19 protein-coding genes are annotated in these 19383 nt (G+C 59.7%); 9 read left to right on the top strand and 10 right to left on the bottom strand.

The features are described from left to right. Positions 1–32: 32 nt before the first annotated feature. Together ubiE and ubiB are read left to right on the top strand one after the other, a co-directional pair. Entirely contained in the window at positions 33–785 is a 753-nt protein-coding gene (gene ubiE / locus ACR0JA_RS21135; RefSeq protein WP_480579369.1) for a bifunctional demethylmenaquinone methyltransferase/2-methoxy-6-polyprenyl-1,4-benzoquinol methylase UbiE, read from the top strand. Positions 786–788: 3 nt separating this feature from the next. Next, positions 789–2318 (top strand): 2-polyprenylphenol 6-hydroxylase, encoded by a 1530-nt coding sequence (gene ubiB, locus ACR0JA_RS21130; protein ID WP_480579367.1) that lies wholly within the window; start codon positions 789–791, stop codon positions 2316–2318. Positions 2319–2415: 97 nt separating this feature from the next. Here the strand turns inward: ubiB and ACR0JA_RS21125 are convergent, their stop codons facing one another. Next, entirely contained in the window at positions 2416–3591 is a 1176-nt protein-coding gene (locus ACR0JA_RS21125; RefSeq protein ID WP_480579365.1) for an acetyl-CoA C-acyltransferase family protein, read from the bottom strand. Between the two features lie 117 nt (positions 3592–3708). Here ACR0JA_RS21125 and ACR0JA_RS21120 point away from each other — a divergent pair, with 117 nt between their 5' ends. The 5 genes from ACR0JA_RS21120 (at position 3709) to ACR0JA_RS21100 (ending at position 8853) form a co-directional block, all read left to right on the top strand. Beyond that, entirely contained in the window at positions 3709–4272 is a 564-nt protein-coding gene (locus ACR0JA_RS21120) for a helix-turn-helix domain-containing protein (protein WP_480579363.1), read from the top strand. Positions 4273–4382: 110 nt separating this feature from the next. After that, positions 4383–5567, top strand: coding sequence for a glycine C-acetyltransferase (locus ACR0JA_RS21115; RefSeq protein WP_480579361.1), 1185 nt, complete (start codon positions 4383–4385; stop codon positions 5565–5567). Between the two features lie 14 nt (positions 5568–5581). Continuing rightward, the gene (tdh, locus tag ACR0JA_RS21110) at positions 5582–6610 is read left to right on the top strand and encodes an L-threonine 3-dehydrogenase (RefSeq protein ID WP_480579397.1); all 1029 of its coding nucleotides are present in this window, start codon (positions 5582–5584) and stop codon (positions 6608–6610) included. A gap of 87 nt (positions 6611–6697) precedes the next feature. Then, positions 6698–7525 (top strand): alpha/beta hydrolase, encoded by an 828-nt coding sequence (locus tag ACR0JA_RS21105; protein WP_480579359.1) that lies wholly within the window; start codon positions 6698–6700, stop codon positions 7523–7525. 293 nt (positions 7526–7818) lie between these two features. Next, a complete protein-coding gene (locus ACR0JA_RS21100; protein ID WP_480579395.1) occupies positions 7819–8853 on the top strand; it encodes a S41 family peptidase in 1035 nt (344 codons plus the stop codon). 177 nt (positions 8854–9030) lie between these two features. On the opposite strand, the gene infB is transcribed toward ACR0JA_RS21100, so the two are convergent. The 6 genes from infB to pip form a co-directional block, all read right to left on the bottom strand. After that, positions 9031–11505 (bottom strand): translation initiation factor IF-2, encoded by a 2475-nt coding sequence (gene infB / locus ACR0JA_RS21095; RefSeq protein ID WP_480579357.1) that lies wholly within the window; start codon positions 11503–11505, stop codon positions 9031–9033. A gap of 8 nt (positions 11506–11513) precedes the next feature. Further along, positions 11514–12137: an RNA-binding protein gene (locus tag ACR0JA_RS21090; protein WP_480579355.1), complete on the bottom strand. Its 624-nt coding sequence runs from the start codon at positions 12135–12137 to the stop codon at positions 11514–11516. Positions 12138–12159: 22 nt separating this feature from the next. Beyond that, a complete protein-coding gene (gene nusA, locus ACR0JA_RS21085) occupies positions 12160–13773 on the bottom strand; it encodes a transcription termination factor NusA (RefSeq protein ID WP_480579353.1) in 1614 nt (537 codons plus the stop codon). Further along, the gene (rimP, locus tag ACR0JA_RS21080) at positions 13773–14363 is read right to left on the bottom strand and encodes a ribosome maturation factor RimP (RefSeq protein WP_010442531.1); all 591 of its coding nucleotides are present in this window, start codon (positions 14361–14363) and stop codon (positions 13773–13775) included. The genes nusA and rimP overlap by 1 nt, the downstream gene beginning before the upstream one ends. A 159-nt stretch (positions 14364–14522) precedes the next feature. Continuing rightward, the gene (locus ACR0JA_RS21075) at positions 14523–15344 is read right to left on the bottom strand and encodes an ABC transporter substrate-binding protein (RefSeq protein ID WP_480579351.1); all 822 of its coding nucleotides are present in this window, start codon (positions 15342–15344) and stop codon (positions 14523–14525) included. Beyond that, a complete protein-coding gene (gene pip, locus ACR0JA_RS21070) occupies positions 15341–16318 on the bottom strand; it encodes a prolyl aminopeptidase (RefSeq protein WP_480579349.1) in 978 nt (325 codons plus the stop codon). The genes ACR0JA_RS21075 and pip overlap by 4 nt, the downstream gene beginning before the upstream one ends. A 48-nt stretch (positions 16319–16366) precedes the next feature. Here pip and ubiG point away from each other — a divergent pair, with 48 nt between their 5' ends. Then, positions 16367–17113 (top strand): bifunctional 2-polyprenyl-6-hydroxyphenol methylase/3-demethylubiquinol 3-O-methyltransferase UbiG, encoded by a 747-nt coding sequence (ubiG, locus tag ACR0JA_RS21065; RefSeq protein ID WP_480579347.1) that lies wholly within the window; start codon positions 16367–16369, stop codon positions 17111–17113. Between the two features lie 156 nt (positions 17114–17269). Then, positions 17270–17746: a hypothetical protein gene (locus tag ACR0JA_RS21060; protein ID WP_480579345.1), complete on the top strand. Its 477-nt coding sequence runs from the start codon at positions 17270–17272 to the stop codon at positions 17744–17746. Between the two features lie 61 nt (positions 17747–17807). Here ACR0JA_RS21060 and ACR0JA_RS21055 read toward each other — a convergent pair whose 3' ends face one another. The 3 genes from ACR0JA_RS21055 to grxC are packed head-to-tail and all read right to left on the bottom strand — an operon-like array spanning position 17808 to position 19351. Next, positions 17808–18248, bottom strand: coding sequence for a MarR family winged helix-turn-helix transcriptional regulator (locus tag ACR0JA_RS21055; protein WP_010442526.1), 441 nt, complete (start codon positions 18246–18248; stop codon positions 17808–17810). A 15-nt stretch (positions 18249–18263) separates the two neighbouring features. Then, positions 18264–19094 (bottom strand): carbon-nitrogen hydrolase family protein, encoded by an 831-nt coding sequence (locus ACR0JA_RS21050; RefSeq protein ID WP_480579343.1) that lies wholly within the window; start codon positions 19092–19094, stop codon positions 18264–18266. Then, positions 19094–19351 carry a glutaredoxin 3 gene (grxC, locus tag ACR0JA_RS21045; RefSeq protein WP_480579341.1) on the bottom strand — a complete coding sequence of 86 codons (258 nt, stop codon included), beginning with the start codon at positions 19349–19351 and terminating at the stop codon, positions 19094–19096. The genes ACR0JA_RS21050 and grxC overlap by 1 nt, the downstream gene beginning before the upstream one ends. Between the last annotated feature and the right edge of the window lie 32 nt (positions 19352–19383).

Here is a 19383-nt window from a genome sequence, read left to right as displayed (position 1 = left end):
AGGAAGGACAACACAAACAGAGGCATCCGTTCATGTCCGACAGCAACGACAAGACCACTCATTTCGGTTTCGAGACCGTCCGCGAGGCTGAAAAGGCCGGGCGTGTGCAGGGCGTGTTCAATTCGGTCGCTTCGAAATACGATGTGATGAACGATGTCATGTCGATGGGCATCCACCGGGTCTGGAAGGACGCAATGATGGATTGGCTCGCCCCGCGCCCCGGTCAGCGCCTGCTGGATGTGGCGGGCGGGACGGGCGATATCTCGTTTCGCTTCCTCAAACGCGCAGGCCACGGCCACGCCACGGTTCTTGACCTGACCGAACCGATGCTGATCGAGGGCCGCCAACGTGCAGAAGCCGATCAGATGTCCGACAGTCTGAACTGGGTGGTGGGCGACGCGATGGCCCTGCCCTTCGACGACAACACCTTTGACGTCTACACGATCTCATTTGGCATCCGGAACGTCACCCGCCCGCAAGAGGCGCTGAACGAAGCCTTCCGCGTCCTGAAACCCGGCGGTCGCCTTATGGTGCTGGAGTTCAGCCAGTTACCCAATGACGGGCTGCAAAAACTCTATGATCTCTACAGTTTCAACGTCATCCCACGCATGGGCAAGCTGATCGCCAATGATTACGACAGCTATCTGTACCTGGTCGAATCGATCCGCAAATTCCCTGATCAGGAGACCTTCCTGAACATGGTGCGCGCTGCCGGTTTTGAGAACGCCAAGTACCGCAACCTGAGCATGGGCATCGCCGCGCTGCATTCCGGCTGGAAGATCTGACGTATGCGCGGCCCTCACAACATCATCCGCCTGATCCGAACAGGCGCCACGCTCGAACGCACGGGTGCGATGAACGTGGTGCTCGACGCGTTCGAAGCCCCGCGCGCGATCCGCATTCTTGCCCACACGCTGGGAAAACCGTTCCAATGGCTGGGCTACAAAGGCGACCCTGACATGCCGCCCGCCACCCGCGCGCTGACCGCCCTGGGCCCGGCCTATATCAAGTTTGGACAGGTCCTTTCGACCCGCCCGGATGTGGTGGGCAACGAGTTGGCCGCTCAGCTGCGTGTCTTACAAGACAAGCTTCCGCCCTTTTCCAAGGCAGAGGCCATGGCAGAAGTCGAGAGAGAGCTCGGCCAACCGACCAGCGAGATCTTCAGTGACTTCAGCGAGCCGATTGCTGCTGCCTCAATCGCGCAGGTTCACAAAGCCAAACTCACCAGCACTGGCGAAGACGTGGCCGTAAAAGTCCTGCGCCCAAATATCGAGCGCGCCTTCCGCAAGGATGTAGACGCCTTTTATTTTGCTGCCCGCATCGTTGACCTGTTTGCCCCCGGTGCGCGCCGCCTGCGCCCGATGGAGGTGATTGAACATTTCGACGGGGTCGTACGTGGCGAGCTGGATCTGCGTCTGGAAAGCGCCGCCGCCTCGGAATACGCGGCCAACACCAAGGACGATGCCGGGTTCTGGCTGCCGCCCGTGGTCTGGTCCCTGTCCGCGCGCCGGGTGATGACGCTCAGCTGGGCAGATGGCATTCCGCTTGGCGACAACGAAGCGCTGGACGCGGCCGGTCACAATCGGAGCGATCTGGCAGAACGCGTGTTGCGTATGTTTCTGCTGCACGCCCTGCGCGATGGCTATTTCCACGCCGACATGCATCAGGGCAACCTCAAGGTCGCCGCGAACGGCGACATCATCGCCTATGACTATGGCATCATGGGCCATATCGACGAATACACGCGCCGCGTCTATGCCGAGATCCTCTTCGGCTTTATCCGCCGCGACTACAAGCGCGTGGCCGAAGTGCATTTCGAGGCCGGTTATGTCCCCGCCAACCAGGATGTCGATGAATTCGCCCGCGCCCTGCGCGCAGTCGGCGAACCGATCTTTGGCATGGATGCAACGCACATTTCGATGGGTCGGCTGCTGAGTTACCTTTTTGAAGTCACCGAACGCTTTGGCATGGAAACCCGGACCGAGTTGATCCTGCTGCAACGCACCATGGTTGTCGTCGAAGGCGTCGCCCGCTCGCTTGATCCTCATATGAATATCTGGGAGGTTGCCCGCCCGGTTGTTGAGGACTACATCAAGCAATCCATCGGCCCGCGCGCGGCCCTGCGCGATCTGGGAAAAACCGCTCTGGTCCTGGCCCGCTTTGGCCCGCGCCTGCCCGGGCTGGTCGAAAACGCCCTGATCGCCCAGACGCACAAGGAGGATCCTCCGAAATCGTCGCTCTGGTCGGTTGCCCTCCCCGCCTTGGTTGGCGCAACCGCCGGTGCGGCGCTGGTCTTGCTGATCAACGCAATCGGCTAGAACCGACCCGCCTGGTTCATCTGGCTCAAAAAATCCTCGAGGGGGAAGCGCGCCTTGACGCGATGGGGGGCAGACAGCGCCCCAACCTGACTTCAAGTCAAAGCCGCTCGATAGCGATCGCGATTCCCTGACCACCACCGATGCACATGGTGATCAGACCTTTGGACCCACCAATACGTTCCAGTTCGTACAATGCTTTCAGAGTGATGATTGCACCGGTCGCACCCACAGGGTGACCCAGCGCAATTGCACCACCGTTCGGATTGACTTTCGCCGCGTCCAGTCCAAGCTCCTGATTGACCGCCAGCGCTTGTGCGGCAAACGCCTCGTTGCTTTCGATCACATCAAAATCATCCGCCGACAGGCCGGTCTTTTTCAATAGGTTCTGAACCGCCGGAACCGGACCTATCCCCATCACTTCAGGGCGCACACCCGCGTGGGCATAGCCCAGCACGCGTGCCTTGGGTTTCAACCCGGCTTTCTCGGCAGCATCCGCCGTCGCAAGCACCATGGCCGCCGCGCCATCATTGATGCCCGAGGCATTGCCCGCGGTCACGCGCCCGTCTTTCTTGAACACAGGTCGCAGCCCGGCCAGAGCCTCGGCAGTGGTCGCTTTGGGATGCTCATCGACTTTGAAATCGACCATGTCGCGCTTGATCTTAACCTGAACCGGAGTGATCTGGCTTTCGAAATACCCCGCCTCGACAGCCGCCGCCGCGCGGGTCTGGCTGGTCATGGCAAAGGCATCCATCTGTTCGCGGCTGATCTGGTGTTCATCGGCCACATTCTCGGCGGTGACGCCCATATGCCCTGTACCAAACGGGCAATTCAGCGCCCCCAGCATCATGTCCAACGACGAAACGTCCCCCATCTTCGCGCCCCAGCGCGCCTGCGGTACGATATAGGGGCTGCGCGACATACTCTCAGCGCCGCCCGCGACTGCAAATTCCGCATCCCCCAGCATCAGAGACTGAACTGCGGAAACGATCGCCTGCGCACCCGACCCGCACAGGCGGTTCACGTTCATCGCCGGCGTGCCGTTCGGAATGCCCGCCTGCATCGCTGCCACACGGGACAGATACATGTCGCGTGGCTCGGTGTTGATCACGTGACCGAAGACCACATGCCCGATCTGTGCGCCTTCCACACCCGACCGTTCGAGCGCGGCCTCGGTCGCAACGGTCGCAAGATCGATGGGCGCGGTTGAGGCCAGCGCCCCGCCAAAAGTTCCAATTGCGGTGCGGGCACCGTCCAGCAATACGATATCGGTCATGTCAGTCTCCTCGGGGATTCGGCGTAAGTATGCACCTGCGGCATCAACCTGTCCCATGAGACGTCCCGTCACGCCCGGAATTGACAACCGCTTGTGCAACGCGCATGAAATTCCGCCATGACGGAAAAAACTGACGATATTCTGATACGCCTGCCCGCTCGCCTGAAAGAAGCGCGCCGTGCCAAGGGTCTGTCGCTTGAAGCCGTGGCGAATCTCAGCGGCGTCTCGCGATCGATGGTCAGCCAGATCGAGCGAGGCGAAAGCAGCCCGACGATCTCGACCCTGTGGAACCTGACCCGCGCGTTGCAGGTGGATTTTGCCGGTCTGTTGGAGGACACCGACGCGACGAGCCAGATCGAGGTTTTGCGCAATTCCGAAGTGCCCAGCATCGACAATATGGGCCAAAACTGCCGTATTCGCATCCTCTCGCCACCTGAAGAGGCCGGCGGTCACGAAGTCTATGATATCCAGTTCGATCAAGGTGGTGCCTTGAACAGCCAGCCTCATGCGCGGGGCGCACGGGAACAGCTGACCGTGCTGGAAGGTGCCGTTCGCGTGACCTCTGGCACAGCCTCCAGCGATCTCGGACAGGGCGACACCGCCCGCTATGCAGCGGATGTAGCGCATTCGATCGTCGCCGATGGGCATGCGCGCGTCTTCCTGATCGTCAAAAACGCCTGACACCGGCAAGAATCCGCCTTTACGGATTTTTTTCTCGTATATTGTCATTCCCTCATTTGGGAATTATGTCCGTTATGTTAGATATGCGACTCAGACAAACGGAGACCGCCATGGCTGATGCATTCCTGTCCCACATCACGGACACCCTCGCGCAGATCGAATCCGAGGGTCTGTACAAGCGTGAACGAATGATCACCTCGCCTCAGGGCGGTGAGATTACGGTAGCTGGCAAACAGGTCATCAACCTGTGCGCCAACAACTACCTGGGCCTGGCAGACCATCCAGCACTGATCGAAGCCGCCAAAGGTGCGATGGAACCCAAAGGGTTCGGCATGGCCTCGGTCCGGTTCATCTGCGGCACGCAGGACATTCACCGCGAGCTTGAGCAAAAGCTGGCAAAGTTCCTAAACAAGGACGACGCGATCCTCTTCGCCGCCTGTTTCGATGCCAACGGAGGGCTGTTTGAGCCCTTGTTAGGGCCTGAAGACGCCATCATCTCGGACAGTCTGAACCACGCTTCGATCATCGACGGGGTGCGGTTGTGCAAGGCGAAACGCTATCGCTATCTGAACAACGACATGAACGACCTCGAAGCCTGGCTGAAACAGGCGCGCGAGGACGGGGCGCGGCACATCATGATCGCGACCGACGGCGTGTTTTCGATGGATGGCTATCTGGCGAACCTGCCGAAAATCCGGGAACTGGCGGACAAATACGACGCCATCGTCATGGTCGATGACTGCCACGCCACGGGCTTCATGGGGCCAAACGGGGCGGGAACGCCCGATCACTTTGGCATCGATGTCGACATTCTGACGGGAACCTTGGGCAAGGCACTTGGGGGGGCTATCGGCGGTTACATCGCCGGGCCGCAGCCAGTGATCGACCTGCTACGGCAGCGGGCGCGGCCCTATCTGTTCTCGAATTCGCTGCCACCCTCCATCGTCGCCGCTGGGCTTGAGGCAATCCGTTTGGTCGAAGAAGGCGACATGCTGCGCGCGCAGCTGTTTGGCAACGCCAAATACTGGCGCGCGGGGCTCGAAAAGCTGGGCTTTGACCTGTTACCCGGAGAACACCCCATCATTCCCGTGATGCTGGGCGAGGCGACATTGGCGCAAGAGATGGCCAGCCGCCTGTTTGATGAGGGCGTCTATGTCTCTGGCTTTTTCTTTCCGGTCGTTCCGCGTGGTCAGGCGCGTATCAGAACACAGATGAATGCGGCTCTAACACGGGACGAACTGGACCGCGCGCTGACGGCGTTCGGCAAAGTTGGCACAGAACTGGGGGTGATCTGATGCGACCAAACACCATGAAGGCACTTGAGAAATCCAAGCCCGAAGAAGGCCTGTGGATGGTACAGGCACCGGTGCCCGAAATCGGTGCGGAAGAGGTGCTTATCTGCGTCAACAAGACCGGCATCTGCGGCACCGATATCCATATCTGGAACTGGGATGACTGGGCCGCTGCCACGGTGCCGGTCCCGATGATCACCGGGCATGAATTTGCCGGCGAGATCGTCGAGATCGGCCGCAATGTGACCGGGCTCGAGATCGGCCAGCGCTGTTCCGGCGAAGGACACCTGATCACCACTGACAGCCGCCAAAGCCGCGCGGGCAAGTTTCATCTCGATCCCGGCACCCGTGGGATCGGAGTGAACGAGCAAGGGGCATTTGCCCAATACTTGAAACTGCCCGCCTTCAACGTGGTGCCCCTGCCCGATGACGTTCCCGATGAGATCGGCGCCATCCTCGATCCGCTTGGAAACGCGGTTCATACCGCGCTCAGCTTTGATCTGCTGGGCGAGGATGTTCTGATCACCGGCGCGGGCCCAATTGGCATAATGGCTGCAGCCGTGGCCCGCCACGCCGGGGCGCGACATGTGGTGATCACCGATATCAACCCGGACCGCCTGAGACTGGCTGAACATGTGGTGCCGACAGTGCGTACCGTCGACGTGTCCAAGGAAGAGCTGCAGCACGTCATTGCCGAACTTGGCATGAAAGAGGGTTTCGACGTCGGGCTGGAAATGTCAGGCTCACAAATCGCGCTGGACCAGATGGTCGAGGCACTGGTGATGGGCGGCAAGATCGCCCTGCTTGGCATCCCACCCGGAAAATCCCCGGTCGACTGGTCGCGTATCGTGTTCAAGGCAATCACCATCAAGGGCGTCTACGGGCGCGAGATGTTCGAGACCTGGTACAAGATGATCGCCATGTTGCAGAACGGTCTGGATGTCAGCCGCGTGATCACGCACAGATTTGGCGTCGATGACTTTGCCCAAGGTTTTGCCGCGATGAAATCCGGGCAATCGGGCAAGGTTGTATTGGATTGGACCTAAAGCACTGGAACAGCGCTGAATTAGTCCCTAAACCTTGGGAAATTCGGCCCGTATCATGGGCCGCAGGGACAGGAGCAGGCGCAATTCATGCTGTATCGCGGGTTTTCTCAGTCAGAGCTTGAGCAGGAATATTCCCCCAGTTCGATGATTGGGGGTGACCTCTCACCTTATGTGGCCAGCTACGTCGCGCTCAGCGCGCAGGCGCGGGCCGATCTGGAGGTGCGCCAGAACCTCGCCTATGGCGATAACCCGTCGCAGGTGCTGGATTTCTTTCCGGCGAAAGGACGCGGCGCCCCGCTGCATGTGTTTATCCATGGCGGCTATTGGCAAGCCCTCAGCCAGCGTGAATCGGCCATGATGGCACCCGCGCTGATTGACGCAGAGCAGTCCTTTGCCACGCTGAACTACACGCTCGCACCCGGCGCGCGCATTGGCGATATGGTCGGCGAATGCCGCGACGCTTTGTTGTGGCTGGCTGCTAACGCATCCAATCTGGGTTTCGATCCCGCGCGGATCACTCTGTCCGGCCACAGCGCCGGCGCGCATCTGGTGGCGATGGTCATGGCAACCTCGGCCGACGCACTGGCCCGCGCCGGGCTGCGTATCCGCGATGTGATCCTGATCAGCGGCGTTTACGACCTGGAGCCAATCAACCAGACAACGGTGAACGATCCGCTGCAACTGACACCGGTCGAAATACACGACCTGTCGCCGATCCTGCACCTACCTGCACCCGGCCCGCGCTACCAAGTGACGGTGGCGGAACGGGACACGGCAGAGTTCATTCGTCAAAGCCAGGAATATGCCGAGCTACTACGCAAGGGCGGACACGCGGTCAGTTTCGACCTGAAAATGGGAATGCATCATTTCGACATCATCATGCATCCAAGTACATTTCTGCCCGCTTTGCGCTGATCAAGCGTATTTGGAGGAAGCAGATTTGAACTTTGCATTGCAAAAAACCTAAGCAAACCGCATTTGATGACCGAGCCTTGAATGACCTCTCTGTACCCAATCTGGACATTGATGAGCTGCTACGCGCATTGTGAACCATGTCGCTGACGGAAGATTTGCAGCAAATTTTGGAAATTGCCCTGCCAACCGATCCCAGCTTTCGGCGGATCGAAAGGGCCGTGATAGACAATTGCATTCGTGACTGCCGACAATACGCGTCGGAGGGCTCGATCGAAGCCTTTCTGTTGTCCGCGATGCGCCTATTGGCACTGCCCGACAATGGGCACACACGGCTGATCCCGAATGATGCGATCTCGGTGCTACCGCTGAGATTCGTGAGCGTGGGGCGTTCAGTACAAGTCATCGGTGCGGCTCCGGGGGTAACCGCACCGCAAGGAGAGCTGATAGCAGTCAACGGCGCAGATCTGAGCCAAATCGAAGCCGCTGCAGAGGAATTTCTGGCGGGAACATGCCAAAGGAAACGGGTCATCGGGCCGGTTCTTCTGGCCTGGCCCTACGCTTTGTTTCGTCTGGGTTTTTCTTCAAACGACGGCACGACCGAGTATTGTGTGCAGCGCAAAAATGGGCAGCGAACCAATCTGAAAGTGGTAAATGAAAATACTGTTCCTGCATCAACACTCTACCCGAGAAGTGAGCATGGCAAGGCGGATCCAGCCTGGGAACCCGAGACCTTTGTGGAAATACAGGACTGGCAAGAGCTTGGGCTGTCGATAACGTTACCCAGCTTCTTTGATCCGAGCGGAAGTGCGATGTCTATAGCCATTTCAGCCGCAGCGGAACGCATGCGCGCCTGCTCGAGCACAACACTATTAGTTGATGTTCGCGGAAACACTGGTGGCGATTTTCTGTTAACGATGCCCTTGATCGATGCGATCGCGGAATGTGCAAGTCAGCGGGTTGTTGTGCTTGTCGATAAATTCACGTTTTCCGCAGCGATCGTGTTCGTAGCCATCCTCAAAAATCGGTTGGGAAATCGACTCAAACTCATCGGCGAAGAAATGGGCGATGGGTTGACGTTCTTTGCCGAAGGCGGGTCGCTGGAATTACGGACAAGCGGAGCGGTCGTTCGATACTCATCAGCCTTTCACGACTGGAAGAATGGAACGTCAGACGAAACCACACCGCCCGAGATCGCGCGACAAATCGTGCCTGCAGGTGCGCTGAACCTGGATCGGGAGTGGATCGCAAGACCTACTAGCGAGGACGCACCAGGCGCGTTCTATCAACGCGTTCTCAAAAGCGTGAGCGACAAATCGAACGACCGGTAAGTCAACTACAGCTGATGTAAACTAAGACCTACGTGGTCGATAGGATCGCGTTTTTGGGCGCGCTTGTACCGACTGGTTTCAGAAAATCCCGCACAAGCGATCAAAGCTTCGCGTCTTCCATAAAAAAAACAGCGGCCCAAACGAGCCGCTGCTTCTTGTTTCAAAAACAATACCGGATCAATCCAGCGTGCGGGTGACCTCTTCGCGCTCGAAGATTTCGATCACGTCGCCGGCGCGGATATCGTCGTAGTTCTCGAACGCCATACCGCATTCCTGACCCGACTGAACCTCGGCCACTTCGTCCTTGAAGCGTTTCAGCGTCTTCAGCGTGCCTTCGTGGATCACCACGTTGTCGCGCAGCAGGCGGACACCTGCAGAACGACGGGCCACGCCTTCGGTGACCAGACAGCCGGCAACCTTGCCAACGCCAGTTACCTTGAAGACTTCGCGAATCTCGGCGTAACCGATGAACTTCTCGCGGATCTCGGCGCTCAGCAGGCCCGATGCGGCGGCTTTCACGTCATCCACAAGGTCATAGATCACCGAGTAATAGCGGATCTCGACACCTTTCTGGTTCGCGGTGTTCCGGGCAGATGCGTTGGCACGAACGTTGAAGCCCATGACCGGCGCGCCGGAGGCTTCGGCAAGGCCAACATCCGTCTCGGTGATCGCACCAACGCCCGAGTGCAGAACGCGCACGCGCACCTCGTCGTTTCCGATCTTTTCCATCGCCTGAACGATGGCCTCGGCAGAGCCCTGTACGTCGGCTTTGACGAGGATGGGCAGCTCGGCCACGTTCTCGTCTTCCTTGGCCTTCTGCATCAGCTGCTCAAGCGTTGTCGCGGCACCGGCGGCGGCGCGTTTGTCCTTGGCGGCTTGTTCGCGATAGGCGGCGATCTCACGGGCCTGCGCTTCGGTCTCGGTCACGTTCAGAACGTCGCCTGCTTCGGGCGTGCCGTTCAGACCCAGAACCTCGACCGGAACCGAGGGGCCAGCTTCCTTGACGCGGTCGCCCTTGTCGTTGATCAGCGCGCGGACCTTACCGTATTGCTCACCCACAACAAAGATATCGCCCTGACGCAGCGTGCCGTTCTGAACCAGAACGGTGGCCACGGGACCGCGACCCACATCCAGCTGCGCCTCGATCACGGCACCTTGCGCGGCGCGGTCGGGGTTGGCTTTCAGTTCCAGAATCTCGGCCTGTAGCGCGATGGCTTCGAGCAGTTCATCAAGGCCCTGACCGGTGACGGCCGAAACTTCGACATCCTGAACCTCGCCCGACATCTTCTCGACGATGACTTCGTGTTGCAGCAGATCGGTACGCACCTTGTCCGGATTGGCCTCGGGCTTGTCGATCTTGTTGATCGCCACGATCATCGGCACTTCGGCCGCTTTGGCGTGGTTGATCGCTTCGATAGTCTGCGGCATCACCGCGTCATCGGCAGCGACAACCAGAACCACGATATCCGTGACCTGGGCCCCGCGCGAGCGCATCGACGTAAAGGCCGCGTGGCCCGGTGTATCCAGGAAGGTCAGCGTGGTGCCGCCATCGGTTTTCACCTGATAGGCGCCGATATGCTGAGTAATCCCACCGGCCTCGCCTGCCACAACGCGCGCATCGCGGATTGCATCCAGCAACGACGTCTTGCCGTGGTCGACGTGGCCCATGATGGTGATGACCGGCGGACGCGGTTGCAGATCGTCTTCGGTATCTTCGACCTCTTTGATGACGTCTTCGACATCCGAATCGGATACACGCGTGACCTTGTGGCCAAACTCTTCGATGATCAGTTCAGCGGTGTCGGCGTCGATGGTCTGGTTCTGCGTGACCATCATGCCCATCTGCATCAACGATTTGACAACGTCAGCCACACGCTCGGCCATACGGTTGGCCAGTTCCGAGACCATGATCGCCTCGGGCAGCTGAACGTCGCGGATCACCTTTTCCCGCTCGACCGGGCCACCCATGGCTTTCTGACGCGCACGCTCCTGCTTGCGCTTCATCGACGCCATCGAGCGTTGGCGGTTGCCTTCGCCGCCGGTCGCCTGACCCAGTGTCAACTTGCCCGAGCGACGGTTGTCGTCGCGGCCCTTGCCACGTCCGCGCTGTTCACGCTCGCGATCCTGCTTGCGTGGCGTTGCAGCTGGGGCCGGTTTGCTGGCCGGGCTGCGGGCAGCTTTGGGTTCTTCAGGTGCCGGGGCGGCAGCGGCGCGTTTAGCGGCTTCTTCTGCCTCTTTACGCTTGCGCTCTTCGTCCTCGGCCTTCTGGCGCGCGCGCTCTTCGGCCTCACGCTGTTCGCGTTCCTTGGCTTCCTGCTCGGCGCGGCGGCGGGCGCGTTCTTCTTCACGCGCCTTTTCGGCAGCCTCGCGCGCTGCGGCCTCTTCGGCCTCGCGTGCTTTGGCGGCCTGCAATGCCTTCATCCGGCGCGCCATTTCCGCGTCGGAAATTCCCGCAGGACGACGCGAGGGATCACCCGAGGGCGTGGCTCCGCCACCAGGCTTGGTCGCGCCCGGCTTGGGGACCACCACGCGTTTGCGCTTGGTTTCCACCACGACATTCTTGGTGCGTCCGTGGCTGAAACTCTGTTTCACATTTCCGGGGCGTGCCCCGCCACGAAGACCCAATGTCTTTTTGCCGTCATTCTCGCTCATAAAGCTTTTTACCCTTCCGCGCGGCCCCTGCCGCCGTCATCCGTTTCGCGCAAGCCACGCAGGCGCTGCGCTTCCTCTACAACACGTTTGGCGAGTCCGCCAGAGGCCAGCGCTGCATGAATCACGGTTTGGCGCCCAAATGCCTGTCCCAACTCGTCCGCCGTCAGCCAGCCGATGTATTTTCCGAAGTGCGGCGTGCTCAGTTTCGACTTGCCGCGCCCCGATCCGTCGGTGGCCTGAATCAGTACCTGGGCCTCTTCACGGTCCAGCCACGTCTTGACCTTTTCGTATCCTGCGACCGCATCGCCTGACTTTCGAGCCAAGCTCAGCAGCTCGATCACCCGGCGTGCAACCTGTCGCTCGACCTCGTCGGTCAGGTCCTGCGGCGCGCTCACCTGCGCCTTGAACCCACGCGCGAACAGCTTCTTGCCAATCGCCTTGTCCAGCGCGGCACGATCCGCCGACACATAGACCCCGCGCCCCGGCAGTTTTGCCGCGACATCGGGAAAGACCTGACCGTCCGGCCCCGTCACAAAGCGGATCAACCCATATTTAGGCTGAACCTCGCCCGTGGCGATGCACTTGCGCTCGGGGCCTTCCGACCGATCCTTATGGACGCCACCGCGACCCATGTGCGCCAACCGAGGCCTGAAATCAGGCCTCGACCTCCTCGTCGGTCGCTTCGCCGTCTTCTTTGGCCTGCTCCAGCTCGGCCGGATCGACCCAGCCCAGCATGATGCGGGCGGTCATGACCAGATCCTGCGCTTCTTCCAGCGTGACGCCGAAGGGCTCGAGAACGCCGTCATCCTTGATGCGCTCGCCATCCACTGTCGTCCAGCCACCGGCCAGTTCCCAGTCGGCACAGGTCGCAAAGTCTTCGAGCGTTTTCACGTCGTCATTGGCCAGCGCCTCAACCATCTGGGGTGTCAGGCCTTCGAATTCAATGAGGCTTTCCTCGGCACCCAAGGCACGGGCAGCGTCCAGAGCGGCTTTGGCCTGTGCTTCCAGGAATTCGCGCGCGCGCGTCTGCAGTTCCTGCGCAGTGCCTTCGTCGACACCGTCAATGACCAGCAGTTCCTCAATCTCGACATAAGCCACCTCTTCGAGGTTGGTGAAGCCTTCCGAGACCAGCAATTGCGCAAAAAATTCGTCCAGATCCAGCGTTTCCATGAACAGCTGAGTGCGGGCTTCGAATTCCTTCTGACGGCGGGCCGATTCTTCGGCCTCTGTCATGATGTCGATGTCCAGATTGGTCAGCTGGCTGGCCAGACGCACGTTCTGACCACGGCGACCGATGGCGAGGGACAGTTGTTCCTCGGGCACCACCACTTCGATCTTGCCCGCTTCTTCGTCCAGAACCACCTTGGACACCTCGGCAGGCTGCAGAGCGTTCACCAGGAAGGTCGGCTGATCTTCGTTCCACGGGATGATGTCGATCTTTTCGCCCTGCAGCTCGTTCACAACGGCCTGCACGCGGCTGCCGCGCATACCGACGCAGGCACCAACCGGGTCGATCGAACCATCATAGGAAATCACGGCAATCTTGGCGCGCGAGCCGGGGTCACGGGCCACTGCCTTGACCTCGATGATGCCGTCATAGATTTCCGGCACTTCCATCTTGAACAGCTCGGCCATGAATTCCGGCGCGGTGCGCGATAGGAAGATCTGGTGGCCACGCACTTCGCGGCGGACTTCCTTGATATAGGCGCGCACACGGTCATTCGGACGATAGCTTTCGCGACCAATCTTGTCGTTGCGGCGCAGAACGGCCTCGGCACCGCCCAGATCGACGATGACGTTGCCGAATTCCTCGCGCTTGACGGCACCGTTGATGATGGTGCCTGCGCGATCCTTGAATTCTTCGTATTGACGGTCACGTTCAGCTTCACGGACCTTCTGCAGAATGACCTGTTTGGCGGACTGAGCAGCAATCCGGCCCATTTCGACCGGAGGAACCTCTTCGACAAAGACGTCGCCAACCTCGGGCGCTTCCATGTATTGCTTGGCCTGCTCGACTGTCATCTCAGCCTGATAGTTCTCAAGCTCTTCATCCTCGACCACGGTGCGGACGCGGGTAAAGGTTGCTTTGCCGGTCTTGCGGTCAATCGATACGCGAATGTCCATCTCGGCGCCGTAACGGCTCTTGGCCGCACGGGCGAGCGATTCCTCCATCGCTTCGACAACCAGACCGGGGTCGATCATCTTTTCGCGGGCCACGGCCTCGGCGGTCTGCAGCAGCTCCAGCTGGTTGGCTGAGGTGATTGCCATCAGTTCGTCTCCTCTTCGGACCCTTCGGTCTCAATCTCGTCGAAAGCGTTTTCGTTCAGGGCACCCGCGTCTTTGCGCTGGCGCAGCATTTCCTTGATCAGATCATCGGTCAGGACCAGCTTGGCGTCGCTCAGCCAGTCGAATTGCAGGCCGATGGTAATGGTCTCATCCCCCTCGGGGATATTGATCAGAACCTCATCCCCTTCGATCCCAGCCAACTCACCCTTAAACCGGCGGCGACCGTCAATCAGTTCGGCGGTCTCGATCTTCGCCTCATACCCCTCGAACGTCTCAAAGTCCTTGAGACGGGTCAGAGGGCGGTCGATGCCGGGGCTAGACACTTCCAGCGTATAGGCGTCCAGAATCGGGTCCTCGACGTCCAACGTGGCGCTGACCGCGTTGGAAATTTCGGCGCAATCGTCCACTTCGATGCCACCATCGGGCTTATCCGCCATGATCTGCATCGTGGTGGTCTTGCCACTCATCAAACGGATGCGGACCAGCTCATACCCCAGATCCTCGATCACGGGGGTGATGATCTCGGCCAGTCGCCGGTCGATGGCAGCTTTGGCTATCAGGTCGTTTGTCATCAGGTTCTCTACCCTTTAATCGGGCACAAAAAAACGGGCGCGCGGCCCGTCGAATTTTCCGGTGGAGCCTTGAACCAGAAGTCCAACGCGCCGCTGTTGCAGATGCATATACGCAGGAGTTTCCGAGTCTGCAACCCCCGGCAGGTTTCGTGATCGGATTTACGCCAGCCACCACCGTTCTGCGATGCGGCCATCGTCCAGGGCGCGGTCCTGCCCGATCTGGCGTGGAGCGCCAACCTGAGCCGCGACGGCCAGTGCCATATCCGCCTGGCTGGGGTGGAATCTCAGGCCGCGCACATCCTTCAGCGCGCTCCGCTCCGGCAAGGCCGCTACATCGACATACCCGTCGCGCAACGCTTCGGCGCGCACATGTGCATCCGGGATCACGATGATCTCGATCGCGTCGGCCCAGCCCGCCAGACCATCCTTGTAATGGCCCGAGACGCGGCGACCCAGAAAATGCCGCCCATCCTCGGCCCGTTCAACCCGGTAGCACCCGGTTCCGTTAGCCGCGTGCAGCGGTGTCACGGCCTGCGCGCTGCGGGTCACAACAAACCGAGTGTCCGCCAGCAGAAACGGCAAACCCGGATTGGCCTCAGCCAATTCCAGCCTTATGCGGTTTGGGGCCAGTGCCTCAGCCCGTCCAAGCGCATCAAGCGTCGCTACAACGTCGCGCGCTTCCAATGGCGCCGTGTCGTGAAACAAAACTCCATCGCGCAAATCAAAAGACCAGACGCGCGCTTCGGCATCCGTCTGCCAACCGCTTGCCAATTCGCCGCGCAAGGTTCCATCCGGTGCAATCTCGGTCAGCGTATCGAACACGGCCCCGCGCGCCACCTGTTCCAGACTGTCATCGCGCGGAACCGCCAGCCGGAGTGTACCGCCCTTCTTGGGCGTATCCGCCAGCGAAGCACCGGTCGCAGCCAACAACGCTGCGGCGGCACCGGATGCGAACAGGGCACGACGGTCGATCCGGGTCATGCCACACCCTCCGCCACGCGATCCATGATGCGCACCAACTCTGCGCTGATGCCCGGCTCGGACAAGGCATGTCCTGCATTGCGCACCATCCGCAGCTCGGCATTCGGCCAGAGTTGCGACAGGTTCCACGCGGCCTGCGGCGGGCAAATCATGTCATACCGCCCCTGCACGATATGGCCGGGGATATGCCTGATCCGATCCATGTTCGCCAGAATCTGACCGTCGAACTCCATGAAACCGCCGTTGATGAAATAGTGATTCTCGAGCCGCGCAAAGGTGCGCGCATACTCGCCGGGGCTTTCGCCCACCGATCCGTTGGTATGGATCGAAGCCAGCGCATTTTCCCAATGCGACCACGCCCGCGCGTAGAGTATCTCGGTCGCCCGGTCACCCGAGAACAAGCGCTTGTTATACGCCCGGATTGCATCCGACTGCTCATCCTCGGACAGCAGCGAGGTGAACTTGGCCCATTGCTCGGGCCAGAATTTGCCCGCCCCGCCGCCATAGAACCAATCCAGCTCGGCCTGGGTCATCAGGAACACGCCGCGCAGAACCAGACGGCTGACGCGGTCGGGATGGGTCTGCGCATAGGCCAGCGCCAGCGTCGCGCCCCAGCTGCCGCCAAAGGCAATCCATTCGTCGATGTCGAACAGGGTCCGCAGACGTTCGATATCCGCCACCAGATGCCAGGTCGTGTTGTCCTGAACCGAGGCTGTGGGCCGCGACCGCCCGCATCCGCGCTGGTCAAACAGAATCACCCGATAGGCATCCGGGTCGAAATACCGCCGCATCGCCGGGCTGCATCCGCCGCCCGGTCCGCCATGCAGCACGACCACCGGGATACCGTCGGGATTGCCCGATTGTTCAACATATATGCGGTGCCCGTCGCCCACATCGACCATGCGCTGATCGAAAGGATCGATCGGCGGGTACAGATATTGAACTGCGCGCTTTTGGTCCGGGTACTTGTCCATTATGGCCCTATATAGTCCTTAAGCGTAAAAGAGCACACGGAGACAGGAATGCAAGCGCATCCGAACACGGTGGACCCGTCAGAGATCGCAAAATTCGAGGCTATGGCCGCGGAATGGTGGGACCCGCATGGGAAATTCAAACCTCTGCACATGCTGAATCCGTGCCGTCTGGATTATATCACACAGCAGATTGCCGGGGAATTTGACCGGGATCTGAAGGCCACGCGCCCGTTCGAGGGCCTGCGCCTGCTGGATATCGGCTGCGGTGGAGGGTTGCTGAGCGAACCCATGGCCCGCCTTGGGGCCGAGGTCGTGGGCGCCGACGCCGCCGAAGGAAACCTGCCCGTCGCCCGCATCCATGCCGAACAATCCGGTTTGCAGATCGACTACCGCCACACCACCGCCGAGGATATGGCCGCCGCAGGCGAACAGTTCGACGTGGTGCTGAACATGGAAGTGGTGGAACACGTCGCCGATCCTTTGGGGTTCCTGACCGCATCGCAGCACTTGCTGAAACCGGGTGGCCTGCTGATCTGCTCGACCATCAACCGCAACCCGAAATCCTATGCGATGGCCATCTTCGGGGCCGAGGTCGTCATGCGTTGGCTGCCGCGCGGCACGCATGAGTGGAACAAGTTCATTACACCTGACGAGCTGTTCGACCTATTGCGTCAGGCAGGATTGGATCCGGTCGACCGCAAGGGCTTCGTGTTCAATCCGATCCTGTGGAACTGGTCGATCTCGGACCGGGATTTGAGCGTGAATTATGTGACGGCGAGTGTGAAGCCGGGGTGAATTCGGCGTATGGGTACAATGTGCACACACACCTTCAAACATTTGATTGACGGTCGCCTTTAAGCCGCCAGAAATTTATCTAAATTTGACCCAGATCATTACCCACAAGAAGTCTCACATTGAATTGTTCAATGAAAATTCTCACGAGGAATATTAATGACAATAACCCGACTAATTGCCGCGTTGTCGGCAATTTCACTTTTGGGCGCATGCGCGTCATCAACCACAACGCGCCTAGCCCAGAACATTGTTAGAATCGATGTAAGCGCCGCTCCAGCCTGCGGCTCCTCAGGTGCAAGAAAACTAGTCTCAAAAATGGCGGCTGTAGAGACCATCCGCTTCGGTTACGACAAGTATCTCATTGCGGCGATGGATGCTGAGAACAATGTTCGAGTTGTCGGCGCGAATTACAACACAACTGGGACACTGAACACTTACGGAAATACTGGCACTTTTAGTGGGTACTCAACCGCGACGCCAATCTACGGTGGCACGCAAGACGCAGCTATAGTTGCTGTAATGTTTAAGCAACAGGATCCTAAGGCCGTAAACGCAATTGATGCGAGAACTACTTTAGGAGCTGAATGGGCCGAGATAGTAGCAAAAGGTACACCAAACACCTGTTTGGGATAATCAATTGAGTCGCTTAGCAGGTGAAACGCTGAAGTTTAACGCTGCGAATGTTGAGTGTTTCTTACTCCCCCTCCAACTGCAACCGCAAATCCCGCAGCACGGGTAGCGTGCTGCGGACGCGCTCCAACCCAAGTTCTCCGACCACGCGGTTGATCAGCGGGGCGATCGACGAAATCGCCTGATCGCGCGCGCGGCGGCCGGCGGGGCTGATGGCGACCATCTTGCGGCGGGCGTCGTCCCAGTCGGGACGGATGTGGATGTATCCGGCCCATTCCAGCTTGGCCAAGGTGTTGGTCATTGCCCCTCGGGTCACGTGGAAGGTGTTGGCAAGTTGTGCTGGGCTGCGCTCATCCCCCACAAACACCAGATGGTTCAGCACCGAGAAATGCGAGATTTCCATGCCCTTGGGCAGCACCCGGCTGAGCCGGTTGCGCAATAGCTGATCAGCGGTCAGGATCTCGCTGAACAGCGTGACCGCCAGGGCATTTTTTTCGTCCGTCATAAATCCGGTTCTGGATCAGGGACCTTTGAAGGGTCGCACATGAGTCAATGAGGGCACACGACGGCGCGCCTCGGACACAGAACTATCATGCAAATCAAAAATGTGAATGCCCGGATCGGTGCCTGCGTCGATCAGCACCTCTCCCCAAGGGGCGACAACCATGCTGTGACCGTAGGTATACCGGGTCTTTCCGCGCGTTTTCGGATGCTCACCTGTCTGGGCCGGCGCCAGCACCCAGCAGCCGTTTTCGATCGCCCGCGCCCGCAGCAACGATTGCCAATGCGCCGCCCCGGTAACGGGCGAAAAAGCTGCCGGAACCGTCAAAATTCGCGCTCCCGCTTGGGACAGCGCAGAATATAGATGCGGAAAGCGGAGATCATAGCAAATCGTCATGCCAACTTTGCCAAACTCCGTCTCGGCAATCACCGCTTTCTCGCCAGGCCGGTAGTTTTTCGATTCGCGAAACGTCTCGGCCTCGGTGACCTGAACGTCGAACATGTGGATCTTGTCATACCGCGCCACGATCTGCCCCAGCGGATCGATCAGGAAGGACCGGTTTGCAAATCGCCCATCCGCATCGTGGGTTTTGATCGCCAGCGAACCGATCAGAAGCCACACGCCGAAATCGCTGGCCTGCGCGCACAGACCAGCCAGGGTGATGTCATCTTCTTCGTGCTGCAAGACCTCTCGCTGCCGCGTGGTGCTGGTTGAGATGCAATTCGTCACCTCGGGCGTCAGGACGAACCGAGCGCCCTGCCCGGCGGCCTCGACCATCATCGCGCGCACCGTCTCCAGGTTTTCGCGCGGATCATCCGACGATGTGATTTGCAGCAGCGCGGTTATCATCAGGCCGCCAGCAGGCTGTCCAGCTTGCCCTGACGTTCGAGCTCATACAGGTCATCGCAGCCGCCCACATGCGTGGTGCCGATGAAGATCTGCGGTACGGTGCGTTTGCCACCGGCGCGTTGGATCATCTCGGGCTTGCGTTTGGGGTGCATCAGCACGTCGACCTCTTTGAACTCGACGCCTTTCTGCTTCAGCAGGCGCTTGGCTGCATGGCAAAAACCGCAGAGCGGCGAGGTGTAGATTTCTACCGGTTTCATATTCCGTACCTTTTGAATTTCGCGCAATCTTG

This window comes from Ruegeria sp. AM4 (assembly GCF_056540665.1).
This window is presented reverse-complemented; position numbering and strand designations above follow the sequence as displayed.